The sequence below is a fragment of the Sphingomonas sp. S-NIH.Pt3_0716 genome (assembly GCF_003950715.1).
Classification (GTDB): Bacteria; Pseudomonadota; Alphaproteobacteria; order Sphingomonadales; family Sphingomonadaceae; genus Sphingobium; species Sphingobium yanoikuyae_A.
The window spans coordinates 221,271-237,289 of the sequence record NZ_QLJK01000001.1; the positions used below are offsets into that span (position 1 = coordinate 221,271).

General features: G+C 64.5%; 14 protein-coding genes. 3 read left to right on the plus strand and 11 right to left on the minus strand.

Going from position 1 to position 16,019, the window contains the following annotated elements:
- Positions 1–111: 111 nt before the first annotated feature.
- Together BRX37_RS01060 and glmU are read right to left on the minus strand one after the other, a co-directional pair.
- Entirely contained in the window at positions 112–975 is an 864-nt protein-coding gene (locus BRX37_RS01060; protein WP_125985197.1) for a metallophosphoesterase, read from the minus strand.
- Positions 972–2,264 carry a bifunctional UDP-N-acetylglucosamine diphosphorylase/glucosamine-1-phosphate N-acetyltransferase GlmU gene (gene glmU / locus BRX37_RS01065; RefSeq protein ID WP_313229935.1) on the minus strand — a complete coding sequence of 431 codons (1,293 nt, stop codon included), beginning with the start codon at positions 2,262–2,264 and terminating at the stop codon, positions 972–974. The genes BRX37_RS01060 and glmU overlap by 4 nt, the downstream gene beginning before the upstream one ends.
- A gap of 154 nt (positions 2,265–2,418) precedes the next feature.
- Here glmU and BRX37_RS01070 point away from each other — a divergent pair, with 154 nt between their 5' ends.
- The 3 genes from BRX37_RS01070 to BRX37_RS01080 all read left to right on the plus strand — a co-directional run bounded on the left by BRX37_RS01070 (position 2,419) and on the right by BRX37_RS01080 (position 5,140).
- Complete coding sequence (locus tag BRX37_RS01070; RefSeq protein WP_206434089.1) at positions 2,419–3,087, plus strand: HAD family hydrolase; 669 nt, start codon at positions 2,419–2,421, stop codon at positions 3,085–3,087.
- Positions 3,084–3,845, plus strand: a complete 762-nt coding sequence (locus tag BRX37_RS01075; RefSeq protein ID WP_125985200.1) for an enoyl-CoA hydratase/isomerase family protein — start codon at positions 3,084–3,086, stop codon at positions 3,843–3,845. Before BRX37_RS01070 ends, BRX37_RS01075 begins: the two co-directional genes overlap by 4 nt.
- A 143-nt stretch (positions 3,846–3,988) precedes the next feature.
- A complete protein-coding gene (locus BRX37_RS01080; protein WP_125985201.1) occupies positions 3,989–5,140 on the plus strand; it encodes a GGDEF domain-containing protein in 1,152 nt (383 codons plus the stop codon).
- Here BRX37_RS01080 and BRX37_RS01085 read toward each other — a convergent pair.
- From BRX37_RS01085 to BRX37_RS01125, 9 genes are all read right to left on the minus strand, one after another.
- The gene (locus BRX37_RS01085; protein ID WP_004211159.1) at positions 5,116–5,391 is read right to left on the minus strand and encodes a hypothetical protein; all 276 of its coding nucleotides are present in this window, start codon (positions 5,389–5,391) and stop codon (positions 5,116–5,118) included. The genes BRX37_RS01080 and BRX37_RS01085 overlap by 25 nt on opposite strands.
- A 94-nt stretch (positions 5,392–5,485) precedes the next feature.
- The gene (gene lpdA, locus BRX37_RS01090; RefSeq protein ID WP_010337479.1) at positions 5,486–6,886 is read right to left on the minus strand and encodes a dihydrolipoyl dehydrogenase; all 1,401 of its coding nucleotides are present in this window, start codon (positions 6,884–6,886) and stop codon (positions 5,486–5,488) included.
- Positions 6,887–6,993: 107 nt separating this feature from the next.
- Positions 6,994–8,241, minus strand: a complete 1,248-nt coding sequence (gene odhB / locus BRX37_RS01095) for a 2-oxoglutarate dehydrogenase complex dihydrolipoyllysine-residue succinyltransferase (protein WP_125985202.1) — start codon at positions 8,239–8,241, stop codon at positions 6,994–6,996.
- Positions 8,242–8,249: 8 nt separating this feature from the next.
- Positions 8,250–11,045 (minus strand): 2-oxoglutarate dehydrogenase E1 component, encoded by a 2,796-nt coding sequence (locus BRX37_RS01100; RefSeq protein ID WP_125985203.1) that lies wholly within the window; start codon positions 11,043–11,045, stop codon positions 8,250–8,252.
- A gap of 98 nt (positions 11,046–11,143) precedes the next feature.
- Complete coding sequence (sucD, locus tag BRX37_RS01105; protein ID WP_004211155.1) at positions 11,144–12,028, minus strand: succinate--CoA ligase subunit alpha; 885 nt, start codon at positions 12,026–12,028, stop codon at positions 11,144–11,146.
- A gap of 99 nt (positions 12,029–12,127) precedes the next feature.
- A complete protein-coding gene (mdh, locus tag BRX37_RS01110; RefSeq protein WP_010337480.1) occupies positions 12,128–13,090 on the minus strand; it encodes a malate dehydrogenase in 963 nt (320 codons plus the stop codon).
- A gap of 316 nt (positions 13,091–13,406) precedes the next feature.
- Positions 13,407–14,519, minus strand: a complete 1,113-nt coding sequence (zapE, locus tag BRX37_RS01115) for a cell division protein ZapE (protein WP_004211152.1) — start codon at positions 14,517–14,519, stop codon at positions 13,407–13,409.
- Positions 14,516–14,977: a PaaI family thioesterase gene (locus tag BRX37_RS01120; protein WP_010337482.1), complete on the minus strand. Its 462-nt coding sequence runs from the start codon at positions 14,975–14,977 to the stop codon at positions 14,516–14,518. Before BRX37_RS01120 ends, zapE begins: the two co-directional genes overlap by 4 nt.
- Position 14,978: 1 nt before the next feature.
- Positions 14,979–15,767 (minus strand): succinate dehydrogenase iron-sulfur subunit, encoded by a 789-nt coding sequence (locus BRX37_RS01125; protein WP_004211148.1) that lies wholly within the window; start codon positions 15,765–15,767, stop codon positions 14,979–14,981.
- Between the last annotated feature and the right edge of the window lie 252 nt (positions 15,768–16,019).

Genomic DNA, 16,019 nt, shown 5'->3' on the forward strand with positions numbered 1-16,019 from the left:
AAAGCCCCGCCGAACCAGATTAGTCAGATAGCGTCCATATAGGACAGCTTTGTCGCCATGCCATTAATGCCGGTCGGGCGACAGCGCCATGGCTGAGCCATGAAAAGAATGTCATCGTGGCCGGATGGTGACTAGCCAGATGTCGGGCTGCGCCAGCATGCGGAAAGGCAGGCCACTGGTGCCAACCCCTCCGGACACGATCATCGCCTTCCTGCCATCCTGATAGCGGCCACAGGCATAGCGGGTGCCATATTTGGAGGGGACATAAACGATTCCCGCAAAGGGCAGTGCCACCTGCCCGCAATGGGTATGGCCGACCAGGGTCAGCGATGGCGCATCGGGCAGCAACGGGAAGACGTCGGGTCCATGCGACAGGATCACCGGCGCGCCACCAATGTCCTGCATCGCCTTCAGCGTATCGGGTATGTCGGGCTTGCGGGTATAGATATCCTTGAGGCCGCCGATCGCCAGCGGCCCGCGGCGCACGGCGCCATCCTGGACCAGGGTGATGCCCAGATCGGCAAAGGCGCGCTGCCAGTCATCGGCGCTCAGCGCCACCCGGTTCTTCCTGCTGCGACTGTCATGATTGCCCAGCACCGCGACCACGCCCATCGGCGCGCGCAGCCCGGCAAAGGGCGCGATTGCGTGGCGCGCATCATAGGTCGCGCCCCATTTATTGTCGCCGATATAGTCGCCGCCCAGCAGGATCAGATCCGGCTTGAGGCCGTTGATCCGGGCCACGATCCGCGCCATCCGCGCCGGGCTGTTGTCCGGCCCGGACAGATGGGTGTCGGTCAGCAGCGCGACCCTGATCGACTGCTGCGGCGCGCCCGCCGGGAAAGGCAGCACGACCTCGGCGCGCCGCACGACCGGCATGGCGCGCGCATTCATCAACAGCCAGAGCGGCCCTGCCACCGCGATCAGCAGCAGGAGCAGCAGAGCGGACAGAAACGGCCGGCGCCGGATGAAGCTCAAGCCTTCGCCTTCCGCTCGCGCATGCGGGTGCGGAACGCCGCCGCCCAGCCCGGCTTGCTTTCCTGCTGCGGGCGGACGAGGCACAACGCGTCGGCCGGAACCGGCTTGGTCACGACGCTGCCTGCCGCGACGATGGCGCCATCGCCGATCGTCGCCGGCGCGACCAGCGCGCTGTTGGAGCCGATGAAGGCGCCCGCCCCGATCTGCGTCTTGTATTTGAAGAAGCCGTCATAGTTACAGGTGATGGTGCCCGCACCGATATTGGCCGCCGCGCCGACGCTGGCGTCGCCGATATAGGACAGGTGATTTACCTTCGCCCCTTCGTCTAGGCGCGCCTTCTTGATCTCGACGAAATTGCCGACCTTTGCCTTGGGGCCGATGTCAGCGCCCGGACGCAGCCGGGCATAGGGGCCGATGTCGGCGCCGCTGGCCACGGTCGCGCCTTCCAGATGCGAGAAGGCATGGATGACGACATTGTCGGCGATGGTGACACCCGGACCGAAGACGACATTGGGTTCGACCGTCACGTCGCGGCCCAGCACCGTGTCGTACGCGAAGAAGACGGTCTGCGGCGCGACCAGGGTCACGCCCTCGCGCATCGCCTCGGCCCGGCGGCGGTCCTGCCACACGGCTTCGACGCCGGCCAGTTCGGCGCGGCTGTTCACGCCGGCCACTTCCCACGCTTCCGTCTCGATCACGGCGCTGTTTGCGCCGGGCAGCATGATGATGTCGGGCAGATAATATTCGCCGGCCGCATTGTTGTTGCCGATCTGGTCGAGCAGCACGAACAGGTCGCTCGCCCGCACCGCCATCAGGCCGCTGTTGCACAGGGTGACGGCGCGCTCGGCCTCGCTCGCATCCTTAAACTCGACCATCTTCTCGATGATGCCCTGACCATCGGCGATGATCCGGCCATAGGCGGCGGCATCATCCGGGCGGAAGCCCAGCACCACCGCGCGCGGCTCGTCGCCCCGGCTCAACCGATCGAGCATCGCCTTCATGGTCGCGCCGCTGACCAGCGGCACGTCGCCATAGAGGATCAGCACGTCGCCGGCGAAGCCCGCCAGCGCATCATGCGCCTGCGCCACGGCATGACCGGTGCCAAGCTGCTGTTCCTGCACAGCGATGGCGACGCCGCTGCCCTCGACCGCCTTTTCCACCTGCTCGCGGCCGGCGCCGACCACGACCACCTGCCGCTCGGGCAGCAGGTCCGCGACGCTGGCAAGCAGGTGCAGCAGCATCGGTCGCCCGGCAATCGGGTGCAGCACCTTGTGCGTGCCGGACTTCATCCTTGTGCCCTGCCCGGCGGCAAGGATGACGACTGCGAGGGGGCGAGGTGCGGTCACGGCGAGCGCGTCCTTTTCGTTCAAGTGGTCTGGAATATCACGGCTCTCTGCCATGTTTGCCTTGCCATTGCCACCGCCGACGCGGCATGGCGATGCCATGGCAAGCTTATCCTTCGACATTGTCGGCTTCGACCTCGACGGCACCCTGCTCGACACCAGCGGCGATCTGGCCGCGGCGGTCAATTATGCGATCGGCACGATCGGCCGAGCCCCCTTCCCGGTCGATTCCATCCGGCCCTTCGTGGGCAAGGGTGCCAAGGTGATGCTGCAGCGCGCGCTCGACGCGTCGGGCGGCTATGACGAAGCGATCCTCGACCAGACGCTGCCGATCCTGCTCGATTATTATGAGCAGAATCTGGCGCTCTACTCCCTGCCCTATCCCGGCATGATGGCAATGCTGGATGCGCTGGCGGAGCGCGGCGTGCGGCTCGCCATCTGCACCAACAAGGCGGAGCGCTTCACGATTCCCTTGCTGCACCAACTGGGCCTGTTCGAACGCTTCGCCTCGGTCGTGGCCGGTGACACGGTCGGCATTGCCAAGCCCGATCCGGCGCCGATCCATGCGATGATCGAGCGGGCCGGTGGCGGCCGCACCATCTTCCTGGGCGACACGATCAACGACATTGCCGGCGCCCGCAATGCCGGCATTCCCAGCATAGCGGTCAGCTTCGGCTTCCTCGACGGTCCGGTCGAAAATCTGGAGGCCGACGGCGTGATCCACCATTTCGACGAATTGGTGCCGATGCTGGAAGCCTGGCCGGCATGAGCTTGCGCCTGGAGCGGGACGGCACGGTCGCCCGGCTGCTGATCGACCGGGCCGATCGCCGCAACGCCATGACCCAGGCGATGTGGGAAGCGCTGCCCCATCTGGTCGCCGACGCCATGGCCGATGCGGATATCCGCGTGCTGATCCTGGCTTCGGCCACGCCCGGCCTGTTCTGCGCGGGCGCCGACATCAACGAATTTGCCGCCTGCTCGGGCGACGCTGACTGGCGCGCCGCCAACCAGGCCGCGATCCGCGCCACCCAATATGCGCTGGCCCATGCCGACAAGCCGGTGATCGCGGCGATCGACGGCGATTGTGTCGGCGGCGGATGCGGCCTGGCGATCGCCTGCGACCTGCGCATCGCGGCGCCGACCGCACGGCTGGGCATCACCCCGGCCAAGCTCGGCATCGTCTATTCGTTGTTCGACACCCGCCTGCTGGTCGATCTGGTCGGGCCGGCACGGGCCAAGCGCATCCTCTTCACCGGCGCGCTGCACGATGCCGAGGCGGCGCTGGCCATCGGCCTGATCGACGAGATCGCGACCGATCCTCTGGCCGCCGCCGACGCACTGGCGCGCGAGATTGCGGCCAATGCCCAGCATAGCGTGCGCGCGTCCAAGGCGATGGTTCGCCGCATCCTCGACGGTCAGGCGGATGACGACATGGTGACGCTGGAAATGTTCCGCGACGCCTTCACCTATCCCGACTTTGCCGAAGGGGTCGCGGCGTTCCGCGAGAAACGCAAGCCGCATTTCTGATCCGGGTTAGGCAGTTTTCCTGCTCGGCCCGTCGCAACCGTTACGCTCTCTTAACCATCGACATTTACCGGAAAATGCAGGATGGCGCTCCTGCATGACGCGACGTCATGCCGTCATGCTGCACAAAGGATCGGTCGCGCTTCGTGGGTGAGAATTTCGCCTTCTTCCTGCCCATCATGATGGCCAGCTTCGGCGTCGCCTTCCTCATCGTTTGGGGCTGGGGCGCGCGGGAAGCGGGCTGGTGGAGCGGCGCCTTCTTCAGCGTCGCCATGGGCTTTTCCGTGCCGGTCGCGTTCGACTTCCTGCCCACGGACCTATGGGGCATCGTCGCCGACACCGCCTTTGCCACCGGCTTCCTGCTGTTCAGCCAGGCGCTGCTCACGCGCTGGCGCCCCAATTGGGTGCTGGGGTTGCGCATCGCCATCTGGGCGATATCGATCCTGATCTGCAGCTTTGCAGTGATGCAGGACATCGTCCCGCTGGAACTGGTGTCGTCCGATTTCGGCTGCTTCCTGCTGATTTCCATTCCGCTGATCGCCGGGCGCGGCCAGCTTCGCGGCTGGCCCGATCGCGCCCTCTATGCCGCCGTCACCCTGGTGGCGCTCGACAATCTGCTGCGCGGCAGCAGCGTGTCCTTCACCCTGCCCGGCGGCGTCGCGTTCCGCGACAGCCAATATGCCTTCCTGATGCAGGCATTGGCCTGCATGTTCGGCCTGTTCCTGGCCCTATCGGCGCTCGCGGCAGCCATGCAGGACGTGCTCACCCGTTACCGCCATGATGCCCATGTCGATCCGCTGTCGGGCCTGCTCAATCGCCGCGGGTTCGAGGAGGCGGTGGCGCGCCATGATGCCGGCGGCAGCCTGATCGCCTGCGACATCGATCATTTCAAGCGGGTCAACGATGCCCATGGCCATGGGCTGGGCGACCGGGTGATCGTCGCGCTGGCCGACGCGCTGCGGGCACTCGCCCCCGCCGATGCCGTCATCGCCCGCTTCGGCGGCGAGGAGTTCATCCTCTTCCTGCCCGGCGCAGACCCTGCCATGGCGACCGGCATTGCCGACGCGATCCGGCTGCGCTTTGCCGAACAGGCGGCAAGCCGGCTTGGCCTGCCCGGCCCGCCCACCGCCAGCTTCGGCCTCACCAGCCTGCATCGTGCCGACCGCTCGATCCATGACGCGATCGCACGGGCCGACAGCGCGCTCTATGAAGCGAAGGAAAAGGGCCGCAACCGCGTCGCCATTCGGCCCGCGCTGGCGCCCGCCGGCGATGCTCAGTCGAGCCGCGCCATCGCCTGAAGAAAAGCGTCGCGCGCGGCCTGGCGCTTGAGCCGCCGGCGTCGCAGCAGGATCGCGACCGCGCCGAAGGGCAGACACACCGCCAGCCCCAGGGCCGTCTGCGGCAATATCTGCAACGTCATTTCGGGATGGCGGACGATCGCGATGATGTCGGCCAGCGCGGTCAGCACCGAAAAGATGATCCACAGCGCAAAGAACAACCGCTCGGGATTGGCCGACGGCACCGACTGGCTGGAGGGGAATTGGTTCATGCACGTCCGATAGAGCAGCGCGCCTCCTTCCCCAAAAGAAAAAGGCCCCCGCTTGGCGGAGGCCCCTTCCCTTATCCTGCGATCGCGCAGTCGATCACATGTGGATCGGCTTGCCGGTCACGGCCATCGCCGCTTCCTTGATCGCTTCGCTGTGCGTCGGGTGCGCATGACAGGTATAGGCGATGTCTTCGCTCGACGCGCCGAATTCCATGGCCTGCGCCGCCTGCGCGATCATCGTGCCGGCGACGGTCGCGATGATCCACACGCCCAGCACCTTGTCGGTTTCGGCGTCGGCGATGATCTTCACGAAGCCGTCGGGCTCGTGATTGGTCTTCGCGCGGCTGTTCGCCATCATCGGGAACTTGCCAACCTTGACGGCGCCACGTTCCTTGGCGGCTTCCTCGGTCAGGCCCACGCCCGCGATTTCCGGCTTGGTGTAGACCACCGAGGGGATCACGTCATGATTCACGATGCCGGTCAGGCCCGCGATATTCTCGGCGACGGCAATGCCTTCGTCCTCGGCCTTGTGCGCCAGCATCGGGCCGGGGATGACGTCACCAATCGCCCAGACGCCCGGAACCTTGGTGCCGAACTCATGGTCGGTCTCGATCTGACCGCGCGCGTTCAGCTCCAGGCCGATCTTGTCGAGGCCCAGGCCCTCGGTGTTGGGACGACGACCGATCGACACCAGGACGACATCAGCCTCGATCTTCTCGGCTTCGCCACCGGCAGCGGGTTCGACGGTCAGGGTCACGCCCGACTTGCCGACTTCGGCGCCGGTAACCTTGGTGCCGAGTTTATATTCGAAGCCCTGCTTCTTGAAGATCTTGTTGGCTTCCTTGCGGACTTCGCCGTCCATGCCAGGCAGGATCTGGTCGAGATATTCGACCACGGTCACCTTGGCGCCCAGGCGCTTCCACACCGAACCCAGTTCCAGACCGATGACGCCGCCACCGACGACGACCAGATGACCCGGAACCTTGTCCAGTTCCAGCGCGCCGGTCGAATCGACGATCTTGCCGCCCGCATTGTCCACGGCCACGCCGGGCAGCGGGGCGACCGACGAACCGGTGGCGATGACGATGTTCTTCGCCGTCACCTTCTCGCCATTCACTTCGACGGTGTTGGCGCCGGTGAAGCTGGCCAGGCCCTTGAGCCAGGTCACCTTGTTCTTCTTGAACAGATATTCGATGCCGCCGGTCAGGCCCTTGATGGCATCGACGCGCTGGCCCTGCATGGTGGGCAGGTCCAGGCTCATCTTGTCGATCTTGACGCCCAGCTTGGCGAGCGCGCCATTGGCGGCCTCGTCATAAAGTTCCGAGGCGTGCAGCAGCGCCTTCGACGGGATGCAGCCGACATTGAGGCAGGTGCCGCCAAGCGTCTCGCGGCTTTCGGCGCAGGCGGTCTTCAGGCCCAGCTGCGCAGCGCGGATCGCGGCGACATAGCCACCCGGGCCAGCACCGATAACCAGGACGTCATAATCGAAATCGGACATGGGGTTTTCCCTTCTCCAGTCATGCCAGCCTAACTGGCATCGCTCTGCCCCAAATCAAGGGCAAGAGGCGCCCCGGCCGAAGCCGGGGCAACAATAAATGGTGATTATTACAGGTCGATCAGCAGACGGGTCGGATCCTCGATCGCGTTCTTGACCGCGACAAGGAAGGTCACCGCTTCACGACCGTCGATCAGACGATGGTCATAGCTGAGCGCCAGATACATCATCGGGCGGATCACGATCTGACCGTTACGGACGACCGGGCGGTCCTCGATGCGGTGCAGGCCCAGAACCGCCGACTGGGGCGGGTTGATGATCGGGCTGGACAGCAGCGAGCCGAACACGCCGCCGTTGGAGATGGTGAAGGTGCCGCCCTTCATATCTTCCATCGTCAGCTTGCCTTCCTTGGCCTTCTTGCCGAAGCCGCCGATGGTCTTTTCAATGGCAGCGACGCTCAGGCTTTCCGCATTGCGGATGACCGGAACGACCAGGCCGGTCGGGGCCGAAACGGCGACCGAGATGTCGGCGAAGTCGTTATAGACGATTTCATCGCCTTCGATCTGCGCGTTGACGCCCGGAATGTCCTTCAGCGCCATGCAGACGGCCTTGGTGAAGAAGCCCATGAAGCCCAGACGGACGCCATGCTTCTTCTCGAACAGATCCTTATACTTGGCGCGCGCCTCGATGACGTTGGTCATGTCGACGTCGTTGTACGTGGTCAGCAGCGCCGCGTTGTTCTGCGCTTCCTTCAGACGCTTGGCGACGGTCTGGCGCAGGCGGGTCATCTTGACGCGTTCCTGCTTGCGGCTGGGGCCAGCGGCCGGGGCGTCGGCGGCAGGCGCCGAAGCCGGGGTCGCGGCAGCTGCCTTGGCAGTGCCGGCGGCGACGGCGGCCATGACGTCGTCCTTGGTCAGGCGGCCGTCCTTGCCGGTACCCTTGATCTTGCTCGGGTCAAGACCATGCTCCAGCACCAGGCGACGAACCGCCGGCGACAGGGTCAGGCTGCCGCCCTCTTCGTCGTCCGATGCAGCCGGGGCCGAAGCGGCCGGTGCGGGCGCAGCGGCTTCCGCCTTGGCGGCAGGAGCAGCGGCCGGAGCCGGCGCGGCAGCAGCGGCACCGCCTTCGTTCACATAGGCCAGCAGGGCGCCGACCTCGACCGTGTCGCCTTCCTTGGCGACCAGATCACCCATGACACCGGCGACTGGCGAGGGCACGTCGACCGCGACCTTGTCGGTTTCCAGGCTGACGATCGGCTCGTCGGCCTTGACCGCTTCACCCGGCTTCTTGAGCCACTGACCGACGGTTGCTTCGGTAACGGATTCGCCCAGCGTGGGGACTTTGACTTCGGTTGCCATGTGCTTTCTCAGCCTTTCTTCTGGCGACGGATTTCTTCACGAACGCTGTGACCCAGCGCATCGGCGACGAGGGCGCCCTGTTCGGACACATGGCGCGAGGCCAGGCCCGTGGCAGGCGATGCCGATGCCTTGCGGCCGGCATAGCGGGCGCGCTTGGGCGCCTTGCCGGCCTTGGCCAGCGCTTCCTCGATATAGGGTTCGACGAAGGACCAGGCGCCGTTGTTGCGCGGTTCTTCCTGACACCAGACGACGTCTTCCAGATTGGTCATGCGCTCGATGCGCGTGGCCAGTGCGTCGGTCGCGAACGGATAAATCTGTTCGATACGGACGATCTGGGTGTTGGCGTCGCCGGCGGCGTCGCGGGCTTCCATCAGGTCGTAGAAGACCTTGCCCGAGCAGAGCACCAGGCGCTTGGTATCCTTGTCGGCCGACCCATTGGGGTCCGACAGGATGCGCTTGAAGTGCGTTTCGCCCAGGAAGTCCTCGGCCTTGCTGACGGCGGCCTTGTGACGCAGCAGCGACTTGGGCGCCATGATGATGAGCGGCTTGCGGAAGGGCCGCAGCATCTGGCGACGCAGCGCGTGGAAGTAATTGGCCGGGGTCGTGATGTTCGCGACCTGGATATTGCCTTCTGCGCAGAGCTGCAGATAGCGTTCCAGACGCGCCGAGCTGTGCTCGGGGCCCTGACCTTCATAGCCGTGCGGCAACAGGCAGACGAGGCCGTTGGACCGCAGCCACTTGGTTTCCGACGACGCGATATACTGGTCGAAGATGATCTGCGCACCATTGGCGAAATCGCCGAACTGCGCTTCCCAGATCACCAGGCTCTTCGGGTCCGCCAAAGCGAAACCATATTCGAAGCCCAGCACGCCATATTCGGACAAAGGCGAGTCCAGCACTTCGAAACGGCCATGCGGCACGGTCGAGAGCGGGATATACTTGGCCTCAGTGTCCTGGTCGGTCCAGACCGCGTGACGCTGGCTGAAGGTGCCGCGACCCGAGTCCTGACCCGACAGGCGAACGCCATAGCCTTCCGACAGCAGCGAACCGAAGGCCAGGGCCTCGCCGGTCGCCCAGTCGAAATTGGTACCCGACTTGAACATCTCGGCCTTGGCATCCAGCACGCGCTTCAGCGTCTTGTGGACATTATGGCCTTCGGGAACGGTGGTCAGCGTGCGACCGAGGCTGTCGAACAGCTTCTGGTTGATCGCCGATTCCACGCTCTGGCGCGCGGTTTCGGCATCGGCCGGCTTGTGCAGGCCCGACCAGCGACCGGCGAACCAGTCGGCCTTGTTGGCCTTGTAGCTCTTGGCGGCTTCGAACTCGTCTTCCAGATGGGCGACGAACTCATCGGTCGAACCGGAGACGAACGCATCGTCCACCACGCCTTCCGCCTTCAGGCGCGCGGCATAAATGTCGCTGACCGGCGGATGCTGACGGATTTCCTTGTACATCAGCGGCTGGGTGAAGCCCGGCTCGTCGCCTTCGTTATGACCGAAGCGGCGATAGCACCACATGTCGACGACGACGTCGCGATGGAATTTCTGGCGATATTCCATGGCGAGCTTGGTCGCGAAGGTCACGGCTTCGGGATCGTCGCCATTGACGTGCAGGATCGGCGCCTGGACACCCTTCGCCACGTCCGACGGATAGGGCGAGCCGCGCGAGAATTGCGGGCTGGTGGTGAAGCCGATCTGGTTGTTGATGATGAAGTGGACGCAGCCGCCGGTGTTGTAGCCGCTGACGCCCGAAAAGCCGAGGCATTCCCAGACGATACCCTGCCCCGCGAACGCCGCGTCGCCGTGGATCAGCACGGGCAGAACCTGCTCATGCTTGGTGAGGTCATCGCGGAAGGTCTGCTGCGCGCGGACCTTGCCCAGCACCACCGGATCGACGGTTTCGAGATGCGACGGGTTGGGAACCAGCGACATATGGACCTTGACGCCGTCAAACTCACGGTCGGTCGAAGTGCCGAGATGATATTTCACGTCGCCCGAACCACCCACGTCTTCGGGGTTGGCGGTGCCGCCCGAGAATTCGTGGAAGATGACGCGGAAGCCCTTGGCCATGACGTTGGCAAGGACGTTCAGGCGGCCGCGATGGGCCATGCCGAACACGATCTCGCGCACGCCCGATGCGCCACCATATTTGATGACCGCTTCGAGCGCGGGGATCATGGACTCGCCACCGTCGAGGCCGAAGCGCTTGGTGCCGACATATTTGCGGCCCAGGAACTTCTCATACTGCTCGCCCTGGATGACCTTGGCCAGGATCGCCTTCTTGCCCTCGGGCGTGAAGTGGATTTCCTTGTCCTTGCCTTCCAGGCGTTCCTGCAGGAAGCGGCGCTCTTCGACGTCCGCGATATGCATATATTCAAGGCCGACATTGCCGCAGTAATTCTGGCGCAGGATCGTCACGATCTCCGCGACGGTCGCGTACTGCAGGCCCAGCGTGCCGCCCAGGAAGACCTTCTTCGACGCGTCGGTCAGGCCATGATATTCCGGGGTCAGGTCCGCCGGCAGGTCACGCTTGGCCAGGCCCAGCGGATCGAGATTGGCGGCCAGATGACCGCGCACGCGATATGTGCGGATCAGCATCTGCGCGCGGATTGCGTCCTCGGCAGCCGATGCGATATCGGCCTCGGAAACAGCGGCACCCTGCGCCTTTGCAGCAGCCTTCACGGCCACCTGCATCTGCGTCGGGTCCATCGCCCCGGTCAGGTCGTCGGTGTCCGCCAACGGCCAGTTGGGGCGTGCCCAGCTCGGCCCCTGTTCGATCTCGAAATCCTGGTTCTCGTAACCCATCGTCTTGTGTCCCATGCATGCCGCGTGCAGTCGCGGAGCGGGAAAGTGCGGCCGGGGTGCAGCCCGGCCGCGTTTCCATATCATATTTTAAAGGCGGATCAGCCCTTCAGCACTTCCAGCAGGGTCTCGCCCAGCAGGCTCGGGCTGGCAGCGACCTTGATGCCGGCCGCTTCCATCGCCGCGATCTTGCTTTCCGCGTCGCCCTTGCCGCCCGACACGATCGCGCCGGCGTGGCCCATGCGACGGCCCGGAGGCGCCGTGCGACCTGCGATGAAGCCGGCCATCGGCTTCTTGCGGCCCTTCTTGGCTTCGTCGATCAGGAACTGGGCAGCCTGTTCTTCCGCGTCGCCGCCGATTTCACCGATCATGATGATCGATTCGGTGGCGTCGTCGGCCAGGAACAGTTCCAGCACGTCGATGAAGTTGGTGCCGTTGACCGGGTCACCGCCGATGCCGACGGCCGTGGTCTGGCCCAGGCCTGCATTGGTGGTCTGGAACACGGCTTCATAGGTCAGCGTGCCCGAACGCGACACGACGCCGACCGAACCCTTCGAGAAGATGTTGCCGGGCATGATGCCGATCTTGCATTCGCCCGGCGTCAGCAGGCCGGGGCAGTTCGGGCCGATCAGGCGCGACTTCGAACCCGACAGGGCGCGCTTCACCTTGACCATGTCCAGAACCGGGATGCCTTCGGTGATCGCGACGATCAGCGGGATTTCGGCATCGATCGCTTCCAGGATCGAGTCGGCCGCGAACGGCGGCGGAACATAGATGACCGAGGCGTCGGCGCCGGTCTTCGACTTGGCTTCGGCAACGGTGTCGAACATCGGCAGACCGATGTGGGTCGTGCCGCCCTTGCCGGGGGTCACGCCGCCAACCATCTGCGTGCCATAGGCAAGAGCGGTTTCGGTGTGGAAGGTGCCGGTGGCACCGGTCATACCCTGGGTGATGACCTTGGTGTTCTTGTTCACCAGAATGGACATATGTGTCCCTTTATTCTCTGTGGACGTGGCACTTGGGTCTAAAGCGACCCGTCCCAGGCTGCGCACTTACCTGGAACGGGACGGTGCAAGCTGGTTGGCTCAGGCGAGCGAGGGATCGATACCCTTGCAGGCTTCCAGCAGTTCCTTGACGGCGTCGACCGACACCTGGAGGTTGGCCTTGGCTTCGTCGTTCAGCTCGATCTCGATGACCTGCTCGACGCCGTCCTTGCCGATGATGACCGGCACGCCGACATAGAGATTGTCGACGCCATACTGGCCGGTCAGGTTCGCGGCGCAGGGCAGCAGGCGCTTCTTGTCGCCCAGATAGGCTTCAGCCATGGCGATCGCGCTGGTGGCGGGCGCATAGAAGGCCGAACCGGTCTTGAGCAGCGCGACGATCTCGCCGCCGCCCGAACGGGTGCGCTTGACGATGGCGTCGATGCGCTCCTGGGTCGAACGGCCCTGCTTGATCAGGTCGGGAACCGGGATGCCGGCGACGGTCGAATATTCGATCACCGGAACCATGGTGTCGCCATGGCCGCCGAGCACGAAGCTGGTGACGTCCTTGGCCGAGACGTTGAATTCTTCCGCCAGGAAGTGGTTGAAGCGCGAGCTGTCCAGAACGCCAGCCATGCCGACGACCTTGTTTGCGGGCAGGCCCGAAAATTCGCGCAGCGCCCAGACCATGGCATCCAAGGGGTTGGTGATGCAGATGACGAAGGCGTCGGGGGCGTTGGCGGCGATGCCCTCGCCCACGGCCTTCATGACCTTGAGGTTGATGCCCAGCAGGTCGTCGCGGCTCATGCCCGGCTTGCGGGCGACACCGGCGGTGACGATGATGACGTCCGCGCCCGCGATATCGGCATAGTCGTTGGAACCGGTGATCTTCGCATCGAAGCCTTCGACCGAGGCGCACTGCGACAGGTCGAGAGCCTTGCCCTGGGGAACGCCTTCGACGACGTCGAACAGGACGATGTCACCGAGTCCCTTGAGAGCCGCGAGATGCGCGAGCGTGCCGCCGATATTGCCAGCGCCAATGAGCGCGATCTTCTTACGGGCCATATGCAATCATCCTCCAAGATGTGAACTCTGGAATTGTCAGTGCGCCTACGCCCATATTGTGGGGGTTTCAACCAAACAAAGCCCCCTATGGCAAATTATCTTTGCAATTCATTCTCAGTTGCATTAGAGGCTTTTTCACACCCTGTCGCTCCTGGTCTCCTACCCTGGACCTAGAGCCTTCCCTGCAGCGGTAGCCTGCCGGATGCTTCCCAAGTGGAAGCATCCGGTCTGTTTTTCCGTAAGAAAGTTGCGCCCTGATGAACGTCGACGCAAGCGGCGATAGGGCGAAATGCGCGCACGACGGGGTGCGCCGCGCTTATTTGGGACCGTGGCCCAGCGCGAGATAATCGTCGGACTGCATTTCCATCAGCCGCGACACGGTCCGCTCGAATTCGAACGCCCCATCCCCTTCGGGATAGAGTCGCATCGGCTCGGCATCGGCCGAGGCGAGCAATTTGACCTTATATTCGTAGAGCGAGTCGATCAGCGTGACGAAGCGCGCCGCCTCGTTGCGCTTCTCCGGCCCCAGCACCGGAATGCCGACGATGATGACCGTATGATATTTGCGCGCGATCGCCAGATAGTCGGGCGCGCCGCGCGCCTCGACGCACAGCCGCTTGAACGAGAAGACGGCAACGCCCTTCAGGCTCTTGGGCACATGCATGGTGCGCCCGCCCTGAACGACGATCTCCTCCGAGGGCACCTTGGCCCGATCCTCGACCGAAAAGTCGGTCAGGCGGAAAAAGGCCTCCGACAGCGCCCTGGTCGCCTCCGGCCCATTGGGCACATGCCACAGCTTCGAGTCGCCCAGGCGGTCGCGGCGATAATCGACCGGACCGTTCAGCGTCATCACGTCCAGCTTCGCCTTGATGAGGTCGATGAAGGGCAGGAAGAGCTGGCGGTTGAGGCCATTCTTGTAGAGTTCGTCGGGCTCGCGGTTGGAGGTGGTGACGATCGTCACCCGCTTTTCCAGCAACCCCGTGAACAGCCGCGACATGATCGCCGCATCGGCCATATTGTTGACGACCATCTCGTCGAAGCAGAGCAGCCGCGCCTCTTCGGCCAGCGACTCGACCACCGGCGGGATCGGATCGCCCGACTCGGACTTGCGCGCCTCGGCCAGGCGGGCATGCACGTCGAGCATGAATTCATGGAAATGGGCGCGCTTCTTGCGCTGCACATGGACCGTGTCGAAGAACAGGTCCATCAGCATCGACTTGCCGCGCCCGACCCCGCCCCACATGTAGAGGCCCCGCGGCGGCTCGGGCTGCTTGCGCAGCAGCTTCCACAGCGTCGAACCACGCGCCGGCGTCGCTTCCAGATCATGCTGAAGCTGGTCGAGTCGCACGGCGGCGGCACGCTGGTCCGGGTCGGGCCGCAATTCGCCAGCCGCGACCAGCGCATCATAACGGGCGATGACGCTGGTCACTGCGCCTTGGGCGCCTTGCGCAGCGTGGCGGTGGACGCCGCGACCGGCTCGCCCTCCTGGGTGATCAGCATGCGCAGGAACATGAGGCGCCCGGTCTCGCGCAGCAATTCCACCTCGGCCAGCAGGTCGGGACCGACCTTGCCCGCGCCCAGATATTGCATCGACAGGTCGATGGTCACGCCATTGACCTGGCCCTGATGCCCCATCGCCCAGAGTGCGCCGAAATAGGCATGGTCAGCAAAGGCAGCGAGGAAGCCGCCATGCAGCGTATCGAGCCGGTTGCGGTGGCTGGTGCGGGTTTCCAGCGCGACATGCGCCTTCTTCTCGCCCAGCCCGCGCATGTAACCCCGGCCGATGGCCTGCAGGAAGGTGTCGGGATGCGGATCGTGCCAGGCGGTCCAGCCCGACCATTTCCCCTCGTTCAGCGGTCGCCCGCCTGCAACACCGTCGCTGGTCAACTTACAGCTGCCGTTCGACCATCATCTTCTTGGTTTCCGCGATCGCCTTGGCCGGGCTCAGGCCCTTGGGGCAGACGTTCGCGCAGTTCATGATGGTGTGGCAGCGATAGAGGCGGAAGGGATCTTCCAGCTCGTCGAGGCGCTCGCCGGTGAACTCGTCGCGGCTGTCGGCCAGCCAGCGATAGGCCTGCAGCAGGATCGCCGGGCCCAGGAACTTGTCGCTGTTCCACCAGTAGCTGGGGCAGCTGGTCGAGCAGCAGGCGCACAGGATGCACTCATAAAGACCATCCAGCTTCTCGCGATCGGCGGGCGACTGCAGCCGCTCCTTGCCGCTCGGCGCGGGGCTGACGGTTTGCAGCCAGGGCTTGATGCTGTTGTACTGGGCGTAGAAGTGGGTGAAGTCCGGCACCAGATCCTTGATGACGTCCATGTGCGGCAGCGGCGTGATCTGCACCTGCTTGCCGGCGCACTCGTCGATCGCGGTGGTGCAGGCCAGGCCGTTCTTGCCGTTCATGTTCATCGAACAGGAACCGCAAATGCCTTCGCGGCACGAACGGCGGAAGGTCAGGGTCGAGTCATACTCGTTCTTGATCTTCAGCAGCGCGTCGAGAACCATCGGGCCGCAATTGTCGAGATCGATCTCGAACGTGTCGTAGCGCGGATTCTCGCCCGAGTCCGGATCGTAGCGATAGACCTTGAAGCTGCGGACATTGGTCGCGCCCTCGGGCGCCTTGTGGGTCACGCCCTTGCCGCTGATCTTGCTGTTCTTGGGCAAAGCAAATTCGGCCATCGCTCGTCGAGCCTCTTCGTCGATGTCTGTCTGATGGGGGTCCGCATAACGAAAAATCTGCAAAGGTCCAGCACTGAGACCATGATTCTGCCCCGGCGGGCCTTGTTGCAAATCGATTGCAAATAATCATTGCCAAAGAGGGGCTTCGACTTGCGTCCCGTGCCAGCCACGCTAGAGCGACCTCGTTTCGCTCCCCTCTCGCATTGCGACGCGGGGCGAAGTAAAGCAAACGCAGGTCATGCCCCTGCGGCG